Source organism: Marinobacter sp. NSM (genome assembly GCF_052380025.1).
Taxonomy (GTDB): domain Bacteria; phylum Pseudomonadota; class Gammaproteobacteria; order Pseudomonadales; family Oleiphilaceae; genus Marinobacter.
Genome location: NZ_JBQTCK010000006.1, coordinates 240,279 through 259,189, shown reverse-complemented (window position 1 = coordinate 259,189; position 18,911 = coordinate 240,279). Strand labels below are relative to the sequence as shown.

Genomic DNA, 18,911 nt, shown 5'->3' with positions numbered 1-18,911 from the left:
GGGGGGGGGGGGGTGTTTTTTTTTTTTCTCTTTTTATTTTTTTTTTCTTGTTTTTTTTTTTTATTTAAAAAAAACACCCCCCCCCCCCCCCCCCCGCGACCCGCCCCCCAACCAGCAGGCTACAGAAACGAGCCCCTCAGTCCTCGCGAGCTTCAAGATACCGCTGCAACTGCTCCCGCAAAGCCTTGGGCAGTCGGGTGATGGTCAAGGCATCTTTGTCACGATCGTAGTACACCGCCTGGTTCACCAGATCTGAAGAGAATGACACACTCATGCCTCCACCGGAGCCGGCAATACGCACCAGTTTCTTGACCTTGCGATGGTCTGGATGCAGCACGCCGGTTTCCGGCATTTCCGCGTTCTTGCTGGCGAATTCCTTGAAACGCTCAGGCTGGCTTTCGTCCAGGTAGCTGGACAGGGCCTCGATGGCTACCGGTTCGCCCAGGGCATGCTGGTCTTTGCAGAATTCGTAGGCTTTCGCGCGGACTTCACCGGCTTTTTCCGGTTCGCTGGATTTGGCGAAGGCTTCTACCGCGTCCAGGAAGGTCATGGTTTCCTTTTCCACATCCACGCTGTTGGTAAAAGCGCAAAGGCGAAGGAACAGCTCTCCGGGATCGCCGGTGCCGCGGGCGTGGACCACGGTCATGTAGTTATCGCTGGAGTTCTCGTTGCGCCACTCATCCAGCTCGATCCGGACGGCCAGGTTCAGGCGTGACAGGCTCAACACGTCTGTTGCGTCCAGTTTCTGGCTGCCGTCAAAACGCATGGCGCCGTCGGTTTCCAGAATAAACAGGTACACCACTTCTGAATCTGCCAGGGCGTCATGTACCACCATCAGGTGGCCGTCGAATTCCTCCTGGCTGCCGTTGAGCAGTTCCTGCCACTGTCCGAACAGGCGGTCGGTCATGGCGGCGAAGGTTTGTTTGTCTTCCAGGTAGTCTTTGAGCCAGGCGCTGAAGGGGCCTTCGCCGATGTCGTCCGAGAAGCGGCCGTATTTCTTGCCGGGTTTGCTGTTGAACAGGCGCTTCATCTGCTTGTGCAGGGCTTCATAGTCACCACCGGGCTCCTGCTGAGCCTCGCCGGCCACAAGGCGGGCGGGCTGGCCCGGCTGGTACTGGCTGGCGAAGGCGGTGCGCAGGTGTTTGATGGCCATGGTGTTCAGCTCCTGTGGTTAATCTTGATGGCGGGGGATTTTGCCATGTATTGGTGTGGGATTCATTTCTAGCTTTCCAGATTGGGGGCGGGTCGCGGGGTGGTGGTTTATTTTTCTTTGGAAAAACAACTCGCTTCGCTCAGACATCTTTTTCCGGCAGAAAAATAAACCACCACCCCACGACCGGCAGACAATTTCAGGGGAATCGTTTGCCGATCGACATTATGGGGAGTAGGGGCCTTGTGCTTTATCCAAGTTCGGAGGCGGATTCCATAAGGAGTATGGCGTCGATTGCGGTACCGTAGTTAATGCGCTGGCCCAGGTTGAGGTAACGGGCCGCGCTTTTTGAGTTCGGCCAGAGAGATAAAGGTGGTCTTGCCTTCCCGAACAGATCGAGCTCGGTCAGCAAGCACCTTGCCATGCCAATAGGGAGACCTGGGTGGGGTTTCAACAAGACTCATCCATACTCTCCGCTAGGGAAACAAGTCTTCTCAGTGTACCACTCCAAATCTATGCCGGCGCCGGGGTGGGGGAGGGTTTTTTTGCCGGAAAAAGATGTCTGAGCGAAGCGAGTTGTTTTTCCAAAGAAAAACCCTCCCCCATCCCGGCAAGCCCGCCCGCCAAGGCAGGGGGATCAGTAGCTTAAACCCGCTGACTCCGAGCCAACTCCTGCAGAAGCCCCGCAACGGCAGCCGGAATATCGGCTTCCGAATCAGCAGAGGCGCTGGCATTGGCAATGTCAGAGCCCAGATTCACGGCCACAGCCACCAAGCCATGGGCAGTCAGCAGCTGAGCCACGCGGCGGCGTTCGTCGGCATCACCGGTATTTTCTTCAGACACCACCACCGCGGTCTTGCCCTGATCAAACAGCGCCCGCTCGACGGCCAGCGCCAGTTGCGGGGCCTGTTTGCCTGTGCAGGCGATGATTGCCGGTTTTTGAGCCAGGCGGCGTTCGCGCTCTTCCGGTGTGACCGGGTCCAGGGAATCCAGGCTATCGGTCAGACCCGCAATCATGCCGGCACCAACGGTCACGTTGGTAAGCCGGTCGATGACAATGAAGCTGCCCGTAGCGTGGTTGCGCTGGTAGGCGTCGAACGCGATGGGCTGGTTCAGGGTCAGTTCACACAGGCCGATTTCGTTGAGCTGCAGCTGGCTCGGATTCGGGTTTTGCTCCAGGGTGTTTACATCGGTCTGGTGATGGATGTTCTTCACCGTACCAGAGGTAAACGTGGGCCCCAGCTTGATGTCGTAAAGGCGGCCGGTTTCCAGGGGTGCATCGGTCATCCACACAATGTTGGCATTGAAGCGATTGTGTACCTCGGGCTCGTCTTCTGCCTTTACCAGCATATCGCCCCGGCTGATGTCGATTTCATCTTCCAGGGTCAGGGTGACCGCCTGGTCAATGTAGGCTTCGCTCAGGTTACCGTCGAAGGTGACGATTTCCTTGACCTTACTGGTGCGGCGTGAGGGCAGGGCCATCACGGTGTCGCCCGGGCGAATAACGCCGGAGGCAATGGTGCCACAGAAGCCCCGGAAGTTCAGGTTGGGGCGGGTGACGTATTGCACCGGGAAGCGGAAGTGCTCCAGGTTCTTGTCCCGGGAAACTTCCACGGTTTCCAGGATTTCCATCAGAGGCTGGCCGGTAAACCAGGGCGTGTTTTCGCTCTCGTTCACCACGTTGTCGCCATCCAGGGCAGAGATCGGCACAAAGCGGACATCTTTCAGGCCCAATTTGTTGGCGAACGCCAGGTAGTCTTCACGGATTTCGTTGAAGCGGTCTTCGCTGAAGTCCACCAGGTCCATCTTGTTCACGGCCACCACAATGTGGCGAATGCCCAGCAGGGAGGCAATGAACGAGTGCCTGCGAGTCTGGGTCATGACTCCGTGGCGGGCGTCAATCATCAGGATCGCCAGCTGCGCGGTGGAGGCGCCGGTGGCCATGTTGCGGGTGTACTGCTCATGGCCCGGGGTGTCGGCTATGATGAATTTGCGCTTGTCGGTGCTGAAATAACGGTAGGCGACATCGATGGTGATGCCCTGTTCCCGTTCGGCCTGCAAGCCGTCCACCAGCAGGGCCAGGTCCAGCTTCTCACCAGTGGTGCCCATCTTGGCGCTGTCGGTCTTCAGGCTTGCCATATGATCTTCGTAGATCATCTTGGTGTCGTGCAGCAGCCGGCCAATCAGCGTGCTCTTGCCGTCATCCACGCTGCCGCAGGTGAGCAGGCGCAGGAGTTCCTTGTTCTCGTGCTGCTTCAGGTAAGCCAGGATATCATCGGCGATCAAATCAGACTGGTGTGACATATCAGAAGTACCCTTCCCGCTTTTTCTGTTCCATGGAGCCGGCTGAATCGTGGTCAATGACCCGCCCTTGCCGCTCTGAGCTGGTGGCCAGTAGCATTTCCTGGATGATGTCGGGCAGGGTGTTGGCCTCGGACTCGATAGCGCCGGTCAGGGGGTAGCAACCAAGCGTACGGAAGCGTACCGATTTCATCATCGGCTTCTCGCCTTCTTTCAGCGGCATGCGCTCATCGTCCACCATAATCAGGGTGCCATCCCGCTCTACCACGGGGCGTACCGCTGCGTAATACAACGGCACGATATCGATGTTCTCAAGGTAGATGTACTGCCAGATGTCCAGCTCGGTCCAGTTGGAGAGCGGGAACACACGAATACTCTCGCCCTTGTTGACCTTGCCGTTGTAAATGTTCCAGAGCTCCGGGCGCTGGTTCTTCGGGTCCCACCGATGGTGCTCGTCGCGGAAGGAGTAAACCCGCTCCTTGGCGCGTGATTTTTCCTCATCCCGGCGGGCACCCCCGAACGCGGCGTCGAACTTGTACTTGTTCAGGGCCTGCTTCAGGGACTGGGTTTTCATGATGTCGGTATGCTTGGCACTGCCGTGGGTGAAGGGCCCGACACCCTGCTTCACGCCTTCTTCGTTGATGTGCACAATCAGGTCGAGGTCAAACTTCTCCGCAACGTTGTCCCGGAACGAAATCATCTCCCGGAATTTCCATGTGGTATCAACATGCAGTAACGGAAAAGGCAGCTTCCCAGGGTAGAAGGCCTTCAGGGCAAGGTGCAGCATCACGGCAGAATCTTTGCCGATAGAATAGAGCATGACCGGGTTGTCGAACTCGGCCGCCACTTCCCGGATTATGTGGATGCTTTCGGCTTCCAGCTGTTTGAGATGAGTGAGGTTGTATGTGGTCATGGTCATCCATTGCCGCAGGGGCTGTGTGATGGCTGTAAATCGGTTGACCAACTATATCAGGCGGCGGCAGGGTATAAGAAGATTTCTGGTAAGAATTTTAAGTTCTAATAATATGGCGCCGAACCCATCTTGCCGGGGACTCCGGGCGTGCTGAGCCGGTGTCGGTGGTTTCAGTGGGTGCCGTAATTCGCTGTTCGGGCGTCAGACAGTAGTTTGGCGACATAGCGGTCGATGTAATCGAACCCGTTGCCCTCAAATTCACTGAACTGGATGCCGATCTGGAACTCATTTCTGGAGATACGACGCATGTGCACAATATTGCCATCTGCAAGCACAGTGACTGGTTGCGTTGGGAGCACTGGCACGTTGAAGCGGGTTTTCACGCCAATCCAGTGACCGGGGACCGGCGCACGCATGCCGGGAATGAGCTGTTGTACAACGTCCTGATCACAAGAAATCATAACACCGGCACGTGACAGGTTAGAGACCTTGCACGTCAGGCAGCAGCCGTCTCTTTTCTCAACAGTAATCTCGGTCGATACATCGACTCGCTGCTGATTTCTGAGATTCTGTTTAGCTGGTGCAGGTTTCATTTTAATTTTTCTGGCGCGAGTAGTATCGAACGACGTTGCCTTTCCCATAATTGCCTTCCAGAAGAACGCTTAAGCGCTTGAAATTGTAGCTGCTTAAAAAGTGATCAGCAAGGTAGGTGCGTACATTGTTGCAGCTTTATCAAAACTTTCTGAACACAGCGTCACATTTTGGTGCGTCGTTTCGCGTTTATACGTGTTTTTTGGTGGCATATGTGGGAAGTGCAGAGCTGCAGATAATATCCCAGTGAGTTAAAATCGCCGCCTACACACATTTGGAGCCAGGCTCCAGGATTCCTGCGGAACTTTATGACCGAGAAAATACAACACACTGCTCAGGGCGGAAAAGTTGGCTTTATCAGCCTGGGGTGCCCCAAAGCACTGGTAGACTCAGAGCGTATCCTGACTCAATTGCGGCTGGATGGTTATGAGGTGGTGCCCACCTACAACGATGCCGACATTGTGGTGGTGAACACCTGTGGTTTTATCGATGCGGCCAAGCAGGAATCACTGGATGCCATCGGAGAAGCCATCAGCGAAAACGGCAAGGTGATTGTGACCGGGTGTATGGGTGTGGAAGCGGAGAAGATTCGCGAGACCCATCCCGGTGTGCTGGCGGTGTCTGGTCCTCAGGCCTATGAAGAAGTTGTGGGAGCGGTACACCAGTATGTACCGCCGAAGAAAGACCACGACCCGTTCGTGGATCTGGTGCCTCCCCAGGGCATAAAGCTTACGCCAAGGCACTATGCCTACCTGAAGATATCCGAAGGCTGTAACCACAGCTGTACCTTCTGCATCATCCCGGACATGCGCGGCAAACTGGTCAGTCGCCCGATCGGTGATGTGATGGATGAGGCCAAACGGTTGGTAGATGCAGGTGTTAAAGAGCTGCTGGTGATTTCCCAGGACACCTCCGCCTACGGTGTGGATATCAAATACCGAACCGGTTTCTGGCAGGGGCGCCCGGTGAAAACGAAGATGCAGTCGCTGTGCGAGGCTCTGGGCGAGATGGGCGTGTGGGTGCGTTTGCATTATGTATACCCATATCCCCATGTGGACGACATCATCCCCCTGATGGCCGAAGGCAAGATCCTGCCGTACCTGGATATTCCGTTCCAGCACGCTAGCCCGAAAGTGCTCAAAGCCATGAAGCGCCCGGCCCACGACAGCAAGACTCTGGAACGCATCAATAAGTGGCGCGAAATCTGCCCGGAACTGACCATTCGCTCGACCTTTATTGTCGGCTTCCCGGGTGAAACCGAGGAAGATTTCCAGTACTTGCTGGATTGGCTGGATGAGGCGCAATTGGACCGCGTGGGTGCGTTTACCTACAGCCCGGTTGAGGGCGCCAGGGCCAATGAGCTGGAAGGTGCCGTACCGGAAGAGGTCAAGGAAGAGCGACTGGCCCGCTTTATGGCGAAGCAGGCGGAGATTTCAGCTGCCCGATTGCAGGCCAAAATCGGCAAGACGATTGATGTGCTCATCGACGAGGTTGATGAGGAAGGTGCGATAGGTCGCTCCAAGGCGGATGCGCCGGAGATTGATGGCATGGTTTACCTGAACGAAGAAACCGATTTGGTTCCCGGTCAGATTGTGCAGGCCGTTGTGGAGCACGCTGACGAGCATGATCTTTGGGCTCGCTTGGTCTGACTTTTGTCGCGGTTTTTGGGCTTCGGCCCTAGCCTGCCAGTTTGGGAGCAGGACGTGTTTGGTGGCCCTTCCCAAAAAACGCTACGAGCACATCCATGTGCGCTTCGCTCCGGCCATCCATGGCCTCCGAGATTTTTGGGAAGGGCCACCAAACACGCCCTCCCGGCCTTGGCGGGTAGAACCTCCCAAAAATCTGGAGCGCCAGGGATGGCGCGACGAAGCCCTACAGGGACGTATTCACGGGCGTTTTTTGGGAGGTTCTACCCGCCAAGGCAGTTCCTCCCAATCCCGAAGGCTAGGGCCGAAACAAAACGGCCCACACCAAAGCCAAAACTTAACCACCAAGCTTGCGAACAAGAATCTCGTTGAACAGCTTGGGGTTTCCCTGGCCCTTGGAAGCCTTCATCAGAGGACCCATGAAGCCGCCGAGCATCTTCTTGCGCTTCTTAGGATCTTCCTCGCCCTGGTACTGGGCTACCTGATCCGGCATGCCAGCCAGCACTTCGTCGACCATGGCTTCCAGAGCGCCGGTGTCGGACACCTGCTTCAGGCCCTTGGCGTCGATGATCGCATCCACGTTATCGTTTTCACCTGACCATAAGGCTTCAAAGACCTTCTTCGCACCTGCTGAAGAAACCGTGTTATCGGCAATGCGGGTGACCAGTGCGCCCAGTTGGGCGCCTGAAATCGGAGCTTCGGCCACGGTTTTCTCGTCGGCATTCAGGCGGGCGGAGAATTCGCCCTGAATCCAGTTGGCGGCCAGCTTGGCGTCTTTGCCGTGCTCCACGGTTTCTTCGAAGAACGCCGACAGCTTGGCGTCGCCAGACAGCACGCCGGCGTCGTAGTCGTTCAGGCCGTATTGCTCCTTGAAGCGCGCCTTGCGGGCGTCCGGCAGTTCCGGCAGGCGGGCGCGGGCGTCTTCGATGAAGGCGTCGTCTATTTCTACCGGCAGAAGGTCCGGGCAGGGGAAGTAACGGTAGTCGTTGGCTTCTTCCTTGGTGCGCATGGACCGGGACTCGTCCCGGTCGCCGTTGTACAGGCGGGTTTCCTGCACAATGCGGCCGCCATCCTCCAGGATATCCATCTGCCGCTCTACTTCATGGGCGATGGCCTGCTCCATGAACCGGAAGGAGTTCAGGTTCTTGGTTTCCGTGCGGGTACCGAGTTCCTCGGAGCCTTTCGGCTTCAGGGAGATGTTCACATCAAAGCGCATGGAGCCCTGAGACATATCGCCATCACAGATCCCCAGCGAGGTCACCAGGCTATGCAGCTTCTTGGCGAAGGCTACGGCTTCGTCGGCGCTGTTCATGTCCGGTTCCGTCACCACCTCGATCAGCGGCGTGCCGGCCCGGTTCAGGTCAATGCCGGACATGCCGTGGTAATCCTCATGCAGGGATTTACCGGCGTCTTCTTCCAGGTGCGCGTGGTGAATGCGTACCCGTTTGGTGCTGCCGTCGGCCAGGTCGATGTCCACGTAGCCTGGGCCGACAATCGGCTGGGCCAGCTGGGTGGTCTGGTAGCCCTTGGGTAGGTCGGGGTAGAAGTAGTTTTTGCGCTCGAAGACCGAGCGGCGGCCGATTTCCGCGTTGGTGGCCAGGCCGAACATCACCGCATAACGGAAGGCCTGCTCATTGGGTACCGGCAGGGTACCGGGCATGGCCAGGTCAACGGCGTTGGCCTGGGTGTTGGGCTCGGCACCGTAGGCGGTGCTGGAGCCGGAGAAAATCTTGGTCTGGGTGGCGAGCTGAACGTGAATTTCCAGCCCGATCACGATATCCCACTGCATGCGTTCGTCTCCTAATCCGGGCTTATTGGGGTTCACGCTGGTGCCAGTCGGTCACCTGCTGGAATTGGTGGGCAGTGTTCAGCAAACGGGCCTCGGAGAAGTAATCCCCGATAATCTGCAGCCCGACCGGCAAGCCGTCGACAAACCCTGCCGGCACCGACATGGCCGGAATGCCCGCCAGGTTGATGGCAATGGTGAACACGTCTTCCAGGTACATGGAGACCGGATCGGTATTCTTCTCGCCCTGTTTAAATGCAGGCGTTGGTGACACCGGGCTCATCAGCACGTCCACTTCCTTGAACGCGTTGATGAAATCCTGCTGGATCAGACGGCGAACCTTCTGGGCTTTCAGGTAATAGGCATCGAAGTAACCAGCGGACAGGGCGTAGGTTCCCACCAGAATCCGGCGCTTAACCTCATTACCGAAACCTTCCGCCCGGGTGCGGGTGTACATATCCATCAGGTCTTTCGGATCTTCACAGCGATAGCCGTAACGCACCCCATCGAACCGGGACAGGTTGGCTGAGGCTTCCGCCGGGGCAATCACGTAATAAGCCGCGATGGCCAGCTTGGCGTTCGGCAGGGACACTTCCTTTACCGTGGCGCCCAGTTTTTCATACTCGCGAATCGCGTTGTGAACCTGCTCTTCCATGGCCGGAGACAGCTGGTCGCTGAAGTATTCCTTCGGCAGGCCGATCTTCAGGCCTTTCAGCGGCTCGTTCAGAGTAGCGGTGTAATCCGGTACTTCCCGGTCGATGCAGGTGGAATCCCTGGGATCATGGCCGGCCATCACATTCATCATCAACGCCGCATCCTCCGCCGTACGCGCCATCGGCCCGCCCTGGTCCAGAGACGAGGCAAAGGCAATCATCCCGTACCGGGATACCCGGCCATAGGTCGGCTTCAGCCCGGTAATGCCGCACAGCGCTGCCGGCTGGCGAATAGAGCCGCCAGTATCCGTACCCGTCGCCGCCGGCACCAGCCGCGCAGCTACGGCAGCGGCGGAACCGCCGGAAGAACCTCCTGGCACCCGCTTGTCGCCGCTGGCCAGCCCCCAGGGGTTGGTCACCGCGCCATAGAAGCTGGACTCGTTGGAAGACCCCATGGCGAACTCATCCATATTGGTCTTGCCCAGACAAACCGCGCCGGCCGCCTTGAAGTTTGCTGTCACCGTGGCGTCGTAAGGCGGCACAAAATTCTCCAGCATCCTGGAGCCGCAGGTAGTGCGAATGCCGTTGGTGCAGAAGATATCCTTGTGAGCAAAGGGCACCCCGGTCCACACCGTGGCCTTACCCGCCGCCCGCATCTCATCCGCCGCTTTCGCCTCGGCCAATGCGTGCTCTTCGGAGATGGTAATAAAGCTGTTGTACTTGCCGTCTTCCTGTTTCAGACGGTCTAGGAACTTTTGAGTCAGCTCCACACTGGAAATCTTGCCGCTCTCCAGTTCCCTGGAAAGTTCTGCTACGGATTTGTTATGCATCATCAATCCCGAAATATGTGATCGTCAGACAACCTGCCGGTTACTAAGCTATTTCAGTTGCCTCAAGGCTCACTCAATGACCTTGGGGACCAGGTACAACCCATCCTCGGTCGCCGGCGCAATCGCCTGAAACGCCTCCCGCTGATTGGTTTCGGTAACCACATCCGGCCGCAGCTTCTGTACGGCATCCAGTGGATGCGCCATCGGCTCCACGGAATCGGTATCCGCTGCACTCAACTGATCCACCAGATCCAGAATATTGCCCAGATCCTTCTCCAGAGCCGAAACCTGCTCGCCGTCCACCTTGATGCGGGCGAGCACGGCAACTTTCTCGATGTCCTCGCGGGAAATGCTCACGTTGCCTCCATTAAAGCGTGTGTGTGAAAACAATTTAATACTAAAGAGCCCGAACGACTCTAACTGGCTGATTTTGGCGTTTTTCAGCTGTCCGGGGATGCCTTGGGGAGGGGCTTTCCAAAAATCTGCGGAGCCATGGATGGCGGAGCCGAAGCGCCACAGGGATGTGCCAAAGGAGCGTTTTTTGGAAAGCCCCTCCCCAAGGCATCCTTGCACCCAGAGAAAACAAGCCCGACATATTAGCAGAATCACAACCAAGATTGGCCCCGAAACAGTACCGAAAATGTGAGAATGGTAAGCCGAGAGCCCTGATGTTGCCTTGCCTGAGAATGGCCTCACTGCTAAAGTTGCGTGATTCTTCTACATCCGCAACCGCAACTCTCAGGTTGAAACAACACGAATGTTAATCAAAAGACTCCGAGGCATCTTCTCAAGCGACCTGTCCATCGACCTGGGCACCGCCAACACCCTAATCTACGTGCGTGAACGCGGAATCGTACTCAACGAACCCTCCGTTGTTGCCATCCGCACCAGCGGCTCCCAGAAAATGGTGGCAGCTGTGGGTTCCGAAGCCAAGCGCATGCTCGGCCGTACCCCCGGCAACATAACCGCTATCCGCCCAATGAAAGACGGTGTGATTGCGGATTTCGTTGTTACCGAGAAAATGCTCCAGCACTTCATTCATAAAGTGCACGAAAACAGTTTCATTACTCCCAGTCCCCGCGTATTGGTGTGCGTGCCCAGCAAGTCCACACAGGTGGAGCGCAAAGCCATCCGTGAGTCTGCCCTGGGCGCGGGTGCCCGTGAAGTGTTCCTGATTGAAGAGCCCATGGCCGCGGCCATCGGTGCAGGCCTGCCGGTTGAAGAAGCCAGCGGTTCCATGATTGTTGATATCGGTGGTGGTACCACGGAAATCGCCATTATCTCTCTGAACGGCATCGTTTACGCTGAATCTGTGAGGGTTGGCGGCGACAAGTTCGACGAGGCCATCGTTACCTACGTGCGTCGCAACTATGGCAGCCTGATTGGTGATTCCACCGCCGAGCGGATCAAACATGAAATCGGCTGTGCCTATGAAGGCCTGGATATCCGCGAGATTGATGTGCGTGGTCGCAACCTGGCAGAAGGCGTGCCCCGTGCGTTCACCCTGAACAGCGAAGAAATTCTCGACGCTTTGCAGGAATCACTCGCCCAGATCGTGCAAACCGTCAAAAGTGCGCTTGAGCAGTCTCCGCCTGAGCTGGCGTCTGATATTGCTGAGCGCGGAATCGTGCTCACCGGTGGTGGTGCACTTCTGCGAGGCCTCGACAAACTTATCAGTGAAGAAACCGGTCTGCCGGTGATCATCGCCGAAGACCCCCTGACCTGTGTTGCCCGTGGTGGCGGCAAGGCGCTGGAAGTCATTGATCGCGGTGGCATCGGAATGTTCTCCCAGGAGGGTTAATCCCGTGGGAGGGCTAAGCCATTAAAACCATCTTTGTCCAGGGGCCGGTACCCGGCTTCAGACTCTTTCTTGTGATTCTGGTATCGGCAGCGTTGATCGCTGCCGATGCCCGTTTTGACAAGCTCACACCTGTTCGCAGTACCCTCGCCACCGGCCTGGCTCCGGTGTACTGGCTGGGTAACGCCCCCTACCGATTCAGTGACTGGTTCTCCGGGCTCTTTGTCAGCCGTGAAGACCTCCAGGGTGAAAACGAAGAACTCAAGGCCCGAATGCTGATACTCGAGCGGCGTGCGCTGAAATATGCGGCGTTGGCGTCAGAGAATAACGAGTTGCGCCGGCTGCTTAACTCCTCTGAAGTGTTGGATGACCGGGTGATCGTGGGCGAAGTGGTGGGTGTCTCGCCCGATCCGTTTTCCCACGAGATCATCATCAACAAAGGCCATAGCGACGGTGTGACCACCGGGCAGGCTGTACTGGATGCCGAAGGTCTGATGGGGCAGATAGTGCAGACCAGCCAGTTCACCTCCCGGGTGTTGCTGGTGTCGGACAGTAGCCATGCGGTGCCCGTCGAAGTGGTCAGAAATGGCTTGCGTTCGGTGTTATTGGGCAATGGTGAAGTCAATCAGCTTGATCTGGTGCATGTGCCGGATACTGCCGATATACGGGAAGGCGATACCCTGGTCAGCTCCGGCCTTGGTGGCCGTTTTCCCCGGGGCTATCCGGTGGCTGAGGTCAGTCAGATCACCAAGGAACCGGGGGAACCCTTCGTGACGATTCGGGCCAGGCCCATGGCCAGACTGAACCAGAGCCGGCTTGTGCTGGTGGTGTTTCAGCCTGAGTCCCGGGAGCGCCGCGAGTTTGCGGAACCGCAGACCACGGAAGAGGAGGCCAACTGATGCTGTCGGTCATTAGCTACCCACTGTTTTTCGTGACCGTTGTGCTTGCGCTGGTGTTGAGTATATCCCTGTTCCCGGTAGGCTGGTTTGAATTCCGCCCGGAATGGCTGGGTTTGGTGGTTTTTTACTGGACCTTCCGTGCACCGGCGCAGTTTGGGATCCTGATGGCCTGGTGTCTCGGGCTATTACTGGATGTGCTTGAGGCCACCCCCCTGGGCACCAACGCGCTGGGTATGGCACTCATTGCTTTCCTGGTGCTGACCATCCATCAGCGCCTGAGAATGTACCCGCTACCGCAACAATGCCTTATGGTTTTCCTGTTGTTGGGCATCAACCAGATGTTGGTGCACTTCATCAAACAACTGCTGGGCGCCGATACGGCAGGGTTCAGTTACCTGTGGCCGGCATTAACCAGTGCGGTCGCCTGGCCCTTTGTCAGTGGCCTGCTGGACCGCCTGAACCGGAAGCTGGGCTAGTACCATGAAGACACTGATTCTTGCATCTGCCTCTCCTCGCCGGGCTGAGCTGCTACAGCAAATCGGGCTGACGTTCCGGGTGCAGCCCGCGGATATTGATGAAACCGTGGCCGATGGCGAGTCGGCGGAGCATTATGTGGAACGCCTGGCCCGTGAGAAAGCGCTTAGAGTGGCCGGCGAGAATCCCGATGCAGTGGTTCTGGGCTCGGATACCTCAGTGGTGTTGCAAGGTGAGATTCTGGGTAAACCGGTCGATGCGGCGGAGGCAAAAGCCACACTGGCCCGGTTGTCTGGCCAGCAGCACCAGGTGATGACGGCGGTGGCGCTGGCGCAGGGAGAGGTCTGCCAATCGCACCTGTCGGTCACTAACGTGACCTTTCGAAGCCTGTCCGAGGCCGAGATCCGGGCCTACGTTGATAGTGGCGAGCCCATGGATAAGGCCGGTAGCTACGGCATTCAGGGCCTGGGTGGTATCTTTGTCCAGGAATTGCAGGGCAGCTATAGCGCGGTGGTGGGTTTGCCCCTCCTGGAAACCGCCGGGTTGCTGGCAGAGGCCGGTTTTCCGGTCTGGCAGAACTGGCCGAGTTGTAAGGAGAGCCAAACATGAGCGAAGAAATTCTCATCAACGTTACGCCGGTGGAAACCCGGGTGGCGTTGGTTGAAAACGGCATGCTTCAGGAAGCTTACATCGAGCGGACCAGCCGCAAGGGTATTGTTGGCAATATCTACAAGGGCAAGGTGGTTCGTGTGTTGCCGGGCATGGAAGCGGCGTTTGTGGATATTGGCCTGGAGCGGGCCGCGTTCATACACGCCTCGGATGTTGCCTGCAGTCAGTCCGGGCCGGAGGAACCTTCGGATGGCCCGAAAACCGTGCCGGATATCCGCACCCTGTTGCGTGAGGGGCAATCGCTGGTAGTTCAGGTCACCAAGGACCCCATTGGCACCAAGGGAGCCAGGTTGACGACCCAACTGTCTATTCCTTCCCGATACCTGGTATTTATGCCGGGGGTCAGCCATGTTGGTATTTCCCAGCGGATTGAGGACGACAACGAGCGCACCCGGCTGAAAACCCTGATTGAAGAGGCGGCTGAAAAGAGCGACGACGTCCAAGGTGGCTATATCATCCGCACGGCAGCGGAAGCGGCGGCGGCTGAAGACCTGATCGCCGATATGGCCTACCTGCATCGGCTTAGCCAATCCATACAGGATCGGATTGTTAGCGCGCCCGCACCTTCCGTGGTCTACCAGGACCTGCCATTGTTCATTCGCACCATTCGGGATCTAATCCGGCCGCAAACAGAAAAAGTGCGCATCGACAGCCGGGAAAGCTACCAGCGGGTAATAGAGTTTGTGCAGGAGTTCGTCACGGAATTCGCCGACAAGGTTGAATACTATCCCGGTGAGCGGCCGATTTTTGATCTGTATTCGGTCGAGGACGAGATCCAGAAGGCACTTAGCCGCAAGGTACAGCTGAAATCCGGTGGTTACGTCATCATCGACCAGACCGAAGCGATGACCACCATTGATATCAATACCGGCGCGTTTGTCGGCCACCGGAATCTGGAAGAGACCATCTTCAAGACCAACCTGGAGGCAGCCCGTGCTATCAGCCGGCAGCTGAGGCTCAGAAACCTCGGTGGCATCATCATCATAGACTTTATCGATATGGACGACCCGGAGCACCAGCGCCAGGTACACAGGATGCTGGAGAAGATGCTCGAGCGGGATCATGCCAAAACCAAGATCACCGGTGTCTCGGAACTTGGCCTGGTGGAGATGACCCGAAAACGCACCACAGAAAGCCTTGGGCAGGTGCTGTGCGAGCCTTGCCCGATCTGCGATGGACGGGGCTTCCTGAAAACGGCAGAGACTGTTTGCTATGAGATTTTCCGCGAGATTCTCCGGGTGAACCGGGCCTATGAAGCGGAGAACTATCTGGTGATGGCATCACAGAATGTGGTTGATCGCCTGCTGGATGAGGAATCCGATAATGTCGCGGACCTCGAGACCTTTATCAGTAAGACCATACGCTTCCAGGTAGAGCCCTTCTACAGTCAGGAACAGTACGATGTGGTCCTGCTCTGACGCCCGCTGAGCAGGGCTGTCGAAGGAGTATCGATTACGATGCAAGGCCGTGAACAGGAGCAAGCTCAGCAGCAACGCCGGGGCGCCGGCAAGCTGGCGCAGTTACTTGAGCACCTGGCAAACGGAGTCTGGTGGTTTATCTTCGCCTTGCTGGTGGTGTTTGCCCTGTACGTTGGATTGGGGCGGCAGCTGACCAATAATATCGACCGTTTCACCGGCGAGCTTTCTGAGCAACTTTCCGATCGCTCCGGGCTGGATGTCCGGATTGGTCGTCTTTCCTCCCGCTGGCACTGGCTTGACCCGGCAGTAATCGTTACTGATCTGACCGTTCACCACCCGGAAACCGGCCAAGCCATTGCCGAGCTTGAGCACTTGCGCCTGCGTCTGGATTTTCTGTCGTCGGTAATGCGATTTCGTTTGGTGTTCGAGGACTTTGAGGCCGATGGCTTAACCCTGAGCCTGGCCCGGCAGTCCGGACTGGACCTGCTCGAGCCGCCGGATGAGCTCACCGACCTGACCCGCCCCGGTGGCCAGGACCTGCAAACCTGGCTCAGGCTGGCCGGGCGCTGGCTTTCTGATCCGCGGCTGACCATGACCCGGATCAGCCTTGGCATTGATGATGGTTCAGGCAATACCCGGCATTTCGATATTCCCCAGCTAGACCTGGTCTACCGCCGTGGTTTATTTCAGGCCTCGGGCAGGGCCATGCAGCCAGGAACCACGACCCAGCTCACCAGTTTTGCCCTTGTGGGGCAGCACTTTTTCCGGGGCGAGTTTACCGGCCAGTTGTATGTGGATGTCGATTCCGGGCGCCTGTTTGATGGTCTGGTGGACGATCTGAGTTGGCGCGGTCTTCGTGTAGAGGGGGCTGATCTGGGTGGTCGTGCCTGGCTGACCTTTGAAAGCGGTGAGCTGGAGCAGGTTCAGGGGATGGTGCAAACGCCCTATTTACAGCTCGGGGTCAATATGGAGTCGCTGGCTCCGCTGGAGAGTATCCAGGCCCGTTTTGGCTGGCGCCGGGATGGTCCGTTACAGCTCCAGCAACTACAGTGGCAGTGGCTGGACCACGATGTCCAACCCTTTGGGTTGCGCCTTGAGCCCGATTCCGGAGGCCATATCCTGATCGCCGATGGCGTGCCGTTGGCGCCAATCAGGGGCCTTGTGCAGAGCCTTCCGTTATTACCTGATGTGGCAAATCATGCGCTGGAGCAATACCGGCCATCCGGCTACCTTGACGACGTGATCCTGACGCTGCCGGACGATCCGGCCGGTTTCCAGCTGTCCGGTCGATTGCGGCAGGTGTCGGTTGAGGCGGCGCAAGGGGCGCCGGCCGCCCGTGGGCTTGATGGCCATATCCTGATGACGGCCCGTTCGGGCCATGTAACCCTCGATACCACCGGGCCCGCCTACCTGGGTTTCCCAAAACTCTATGATGCTGGCTGGCCGCTGGATTCGATGGCTGGCACCGTATCCTGGGAGCTGGCCGGCCCGATAACCCGTGTATTTGCCGACGATCTGCGATTTACCTACGCCGACCGTACAACACTCACCGGTGCGTTTGATTTAAGGCTGGATCGGTTTGGCGAAGACAACCTGGGCTTGCGCGTTGGCGTTGAGAACGGCGATGCGTCCATGCTCGCAGATTTTGTCCCGGCCAAGGTGGTGGCCCCGGGGCTCTATCAGTGGTTAACCACCGCCGTTATCGAAGCCGATATCACCGCCGGTGAGTATTACGGTCACGGCCGGATCGATTCCGAGGCACCCCGGGGATCGTTTGTCTCATCCATGTGGTACGAGTTCGACCGTGGTGTTGTCCGTTACGACGAACGTTGGCCGGAAGTGCAGAGCGCCCGTGGCCGGGTTGAGGTTCAGAATGCAGACACTCTGGTCACTCTGGAACAGGCATTGACAGGCGGGCTGGAACTGCGCTCGGGCGTCGTAAGGGTTGTGCCGGGAGAGGGCGAGGGGCCGACTCGCGTAAGGGTTGATGCAAAAGCCGATGTGCCAGGTGAGAGCGTGCCGTTCTGGATGACCGAGACACCGCTTGGCGACATGGCCGGAATGGCCGCCACAGAGCTGGATTATCAGGGGCTCTACCGGTTAGCCCTTAATATTGATCTGCCACTTGGGGCTGGTGAGCGGACAGCGGTGAACGCACGGGTGGCAACCTCCGGAGCCAGGATCTCCTACCCGGCAGCGGGATTGGTCTGGGCAGGAATCGAGGGCGAGGTCCGCTACGATACCCGTCGGGGATTTTCCGGAGAGCCTCTTCTGGCGGAGTTCTTCGGGCAACCGGTGACTGTTGAGTTTGAACAATCAGAACAGGGCCCGGCAGGTAAGGGCGCAGCCTTGTCTATTCGCCAGACCGGCCGGGTTCCTTTGCCGTCGTTTTTGCATCAGTTCGGGTTGCCGGAGGGCTCCGCACTCGGGATGTCGGGTAGCCTCGATTATTCGGCACAGCTGAGCGTGTCGGATGAGCGCGCTTCCAGGATAACGGTATCCTCCGATTTTCAAGGCCTGGCACTGGACTGGCCGCAGCCTCTGGGTAAGGGAGAGTCGGATCAGGCCCGATTGCAGGCATGGATAGACCCTACCGAAAATGAGGGTGTCCGTGTGACGGGGGACTGGCAGGACCGGTTGGCCTTTGATCTGCTGTGGAAATCGTCGGGATTTGAGCTGGGACTCAGTGAACTGAACCTGGCGGGGCACAGTCTCAGGAATATCCAGATCGATGCACTGGATCTGGGAGATCGTTGGGTGTTCAACACAGAATCTGATCGGGTTCAGGGCAGGGTGATGGTGCCCACGCAGGGAACGATTGAAGCCGATCTGCAACGACTCAGTCTGATGCGCTCAGATACCGGGGGTGAAGACCAGGAGGACCGGCAGATATTGACCCTGGAGGAGCAACTGGAAGCGTTTCGAGCTCTGGACGTGGGGAGCTGGCCCGATATTGATGTGACCATCTCGGACTTCAGGCTGGGTGATGAGTCTGCCGGCCGCTGGCAGTTCGCCATGCGGCCGCAGCCGTTCCGCCTGAACATCGAGGAAATTGAAGGACAATTGGAGACGCTGGTGCTCACTGGCAGAATGAGTTGGAGTGTGGTTGATGATCGCGAAACCAGCCGATTTGTCGGAACCCTCTCAGGCGGCCGCCTCCGGGAACTGGAGGCGCTGACCGGTGCGCCGATTCCAATGAATAATGAGCAGACCCAAGTTGACCTGGATCTGGACTGGCCCGGCCGACCGGATGAATTTGCCCTGAAGCAGCTCAGTGGCCAGGTCAGTGTCCGCCTGGATGACGGCGTCATTTTGGAGCAAAGTGGCTCAGCCCAGTTGTTCAGAATTTTCAACCTGCTCAACACCGACACGCTCTGGCGCCGGCTGCGCCTGGACTTCTCGGATCTTTATGAGCGGGGTATTGCGTTTGACGCCATTTCCGGCAAGGCTGTCATCGTAAACGGTCTGGTTACCCTCGACCCAGAACTGCAACTGGTGGGGCCTTCCGGGGCTTTCAAGATGAGTGGATCCACCAATATGGCCGATGAGAGCCTGGATATGCGGTTGGTGCTGGTGCTTCCGGTTACCCAGAACCTGCCCCTGGCTGCCATACTGATGGGAGCGAGCGCCCCGATTGGCGGCGCACTCTTTGTACTGGACAAAATTCTGGGTGACCCATTAAGCAAGTTGACCAGCGCCACTTACAGTGTCACCGGTAGCTGGAGCGAGCCCAACGTGGAGCTACGTCGGGTTTTCGATACGGGTGAGTAGAGGAGTCGGAGC

Annotated in this window: 15 protein-coding genes; 7 read left to right on the top strand and 8 right to left on the bottom strand. The window is 57.7% G+C overall.

What is annotated here, in order from left to right; genetic code table 11:
• Positions 1 to 136 precede the first annotated feature (136 nt).
• The 5 genes from ACTZWX_RS14550 to ACTZWX_RS14530 all read right to left on the bottom strand — a co-directional run bounded on the left by ACTZWX_RS14550 (position 137) and on the right by ACTZWX_RS14530 (position 4,957).
• A complete protein-coding gene (locus ACTZWX_RS14550) occupies positions 137 to 1,153 on the bottom strand; it encodes a nucleoid-associated protein (RefSeq protein ID WP_152438686.1) in 1,017 nt (338 codons plus the stop codon).
• 305 nt (positions 1,154 to 1,458) lie between these two features.
• A complete protein-coding gene (locus tag ACTZWX_RS14545) occupies positions 1,459 to 1,614 on the bottom strand; it encodes a hypothetical protein (protein ID WP_444714553.1) in 156 nt (51 codons plus the stop codon).
• Positions 1,615 to 1,795: 181 nt separating this feature from the next.
• Entirely contained in the window at positions 1,796 to 3,454 is a 1,659-nt protein-coding gene (gene cysN, locus ACTZWX_RS14540) for a sulfate adenylyltransferase subunit CysN (protein WP_444714552.1), read from the bottom strand.
• Between the two features lies 1 nt (position 3,455).
• A complete protein-coding gene (gene cysD / locus ACTZWX_RS14535) occupies positions 3,456 to 4,370 on the bottom strand; it encodes a sulfate adenylyltransferase subunit CysD (RefSeq protein WP_444714551.1) in 915 nt (304 codons plus the stop codon).
• 164 nt (positions 4,371 to 4,534) lie between these two features.
• Positions 4,535 to 4,957 (bottom strand): PilZ domain-containing protein, encoded by a 423-nt coding sequence (locus ACTZWX_RS14530; RefSeq protein WP_444714559.1) that lies wholly within the window; start codon positions 4,955 to 4,957, stop codon positions 4,535 to 4,537.
• Positions 4,958 to 5,263: 306 nt separating this feature from the next.
• On the opposite strand from ACTZWX_RS14530, the gene rimO reads away from it, so the two are divergent.
• The gene (rimO, locus tag ACTZWX_RS14525; protein WP_444714550.1) at positions 5,264 to 6,604 is read left to right on the top strand and encodes a 30S ribosomal protein S12 methylthiotransferase RimO; all 1,341 of its coding nucleotides are present in this window, start codon (positions 5,264 to 5,266) and stop codon (positions 6,602 to 6,604) included.
• A 334-nt stretch (positions 6,605 to 6,938) separates the two neighbouring features.
• Here rimO and gatB read toward each other — a convergent pair whose 3' ends face one another.
• From gatB to gatC, 3 genes are all read right to left on the bottom strand, one after another.
• Positions 6,939 to 8,390, bottom strand: coding sequence for an Asp-tRNA(Asn)/Glu-tRNA(Gln) amidotransferase subunit GatB (gatB, locus tag ACTZWX_RS14520; protein WP_444714549.1), 1,452 nt, complete (start codon positions 8,388 to 8,390; stop codon positions 6,939 to 6,941).
• Between the two features lie 22 nt (positions 8,391 to 8,412).
• Entirely contained in the window at positions 8,413 to 9,870 is a 1,458-nt protein-coding gene (gatA, locus tag ACTZWX_RS14515) for an Asp-tRNA(Asn)/Glu-tRNA(Gln) amidotransferase subunit GatA (protein ID WP_444714548.1), read from the bottom strand.
• Positions 9,871 to 9,939: 69 nt separating this feature from the next.
• Positions 9,940 to 10,227, bottom strand: coding sequence for an Asp-tRNA(Asn)/Glu-tRNA(Gln) amidotransferase subunit GatC (gene gatC / locus ACTZWX_RS14510; protein WP_058092033.1), 288 nt, complete (start codon positions 10,225 to 10,227; stop codon positions 9,940 to 9,942).
• A 400-nt stretch (positions 10,228 to 10,627) separates the two neighbouring features.
• Between gatC and ACTZWX_RS14505 the strand changes: the two genes are divergently transcribed.
• The 6 genes from ACTZWX_RS14505 to ACTZWX_RS14480 are packed head-to-tail and all read left to right on the top strand — an operon-like array spanning position 10,628 to position 18,899.
• Complete coding sequence (locus ACTZWX_RS14505) at positions 10,628 to 11,671, top strand: rod shape-determining protein (protein ID WP_058092032.1); 1,044 nt, start codon at positions 10,628 to 10,630, stop codon at positions 11,669 to 11,671.
• A 29-nt stretch (positions 11,672 to 11,700) separates the two neighbouring features.
• Positions 11,701 to 12,567: a rod shape-determining protein MreC gene (gene mreC, locus ACTZWX_RS14500; RefSeq protein ID WP_444714558.1), complete on the top strand. Its 867-nt coding sequence runs from the start codon at positions 11,701 to 11,703 to the stop codon at positions 12,565 to 12,567.
• Positions 12,567 to 13,043: a rod shape-determining protein MreD gene (gene mreD, locus ACTZWX_RS14495; RefSeq protein ID WP_072676720.1), complete on the top strand. Its 477-nt coding sequence runs from the start codon at positions 12,567 to 12,569 to the stop codon at positions 13,041 to 13,043. The genes mreC and mreD overlap by 1 nt, the downstream gene beginning before the upstream one ends.
• A gap of 4 nt (positions 13,044 to 13,047) precedes the next feature.
• Entirely contained in the window at positions 13,048 to 13,650 is a 603-nt protein-coding gene (locus tag ACTZWX_RS14490) for a Maf family protein (protein WP_444714547.1), read from the top strand.
• Complete coding sequence (gene rng, locus ACTZWX_RS14485) at positions 13,647 to 15,128, top strand: ribonuclease G (protein WP_444714546.1); 1,482 nt, start codon at positions 13,647 to 13,649, stop codon at positions 15,126 to 15,128. Before ACTZWX_RS14490 ends, rng begins: the two co-directional genes overlap by 4 nt.
• A 39-nt stretch (positions 15,129 to 15,167) precedes the next feature.
• On the top strand, positions 15,168 to 18,899 hold the full coding sequence (locus ACTZWX_RS14480) for a YhdP family phospholipid transporter (protein ID WP_444714545.1): 3,732 nt from the start codon (positions 15,168 to 15,170) through the stop codon (positions 18,897 to 18,899).
• The last annotated feature ends 12 nt before the right edge of the window (positions 18,900 to 18,911 follow it).

Excerpts from the sequence above, each read along its gene's own strand:
- ACTZWX_RS14545 (WP_444714553.1), bottom strand. The coding sequence starts at position 1,614 with ATGAGTCTTGTTGAAACCCCACCCAGGTCTCCCTATTGGCATGGCAAG.
- ACTZWX_RS14530 (WP_444714559.1), bottom strand. The coding sequence starts at position 4,957 with ATGAAACCTGCACCAGCTAAACAGAATCTCAGAAATCAGCAGCGAGTC.
- gatA (WP_444714548.1), bottom strand. The coding sequence starts at position 9,870 with ATGCATAACAAATCCGTAGCAGAACTTTCCAGGGAACTGGAGAGCGGC.
- cysN (WP_444714552.1), bottom strand. The coding sequence starts at position 3,454 with ATGTCACACCAGTCTGATTTGATCGCCGATGATATCCTGGCTTACCTG.
- mreD (WP_072676720.1), top strand. The coding sequence starts at position 12,567 with ATGCTGTCGGTCATTAGCTACCCACTGTTTTTCGTGACCGTTGTGCTT.
- ACTZWX_RS14490 (WP_444714547.1), top strand. The coding sequence starts at position 13,048 with ATGAAGACACTGATTCTTGCATCTGCCTCTCCTCGCCGGGCTGAGCTG.
- cysD (WP_444714551.1), bottom strand. The coding sequence starts at position 4,370 with ATGACCATGACCACATACAACCTCACTCATCTCAAACAGCTGGAAGCC.
- ACTZWX_RS14505 (WP_058092032.1), top strand. The coding sequence starts at position 10,628 with ATGTTAATCAAAAGACTCCGAGGCATCTTCTCAAGCGACCTGTCCATC.
- rimO (WP_444714550.1), top strand. The coding sequence starts at position 5,264 with ATGACCGAGAAAATACAACACACTGCTCAGGGCGGAAAAGTTGGCTTT.
- rng (WP_444714546.1), top strand. The coding sequence starts at position 13,647 with ATGAGCGAAGAAATTCTCATCAACGTTACGCCGGTGGAAACCCGGGTG.
- ACTZWX_RS14480 (WP_444714545.1), top strand. The coding sequence starts at position 15,168 with ATGCAAGGCCGTGAACAGGAGCAAGCTCAGCAGCAACGCCGGGGCGCC.
- ACTZWX_RS14550 (WP_152438686.1), bottom strand. The coding sequence starts at position 1,153 with ATGGCCATCAAACACCTGCGCACCGCCTTCGCCAGCCAGTACCAGCCG.
- gatB (WP_444714549.1), bottom strand. The coding sequence starts at position 8,390 with ATGCAGTGGGATATCGTGATCGGGCTGGAAATTCACGTTCAGCTCGCC.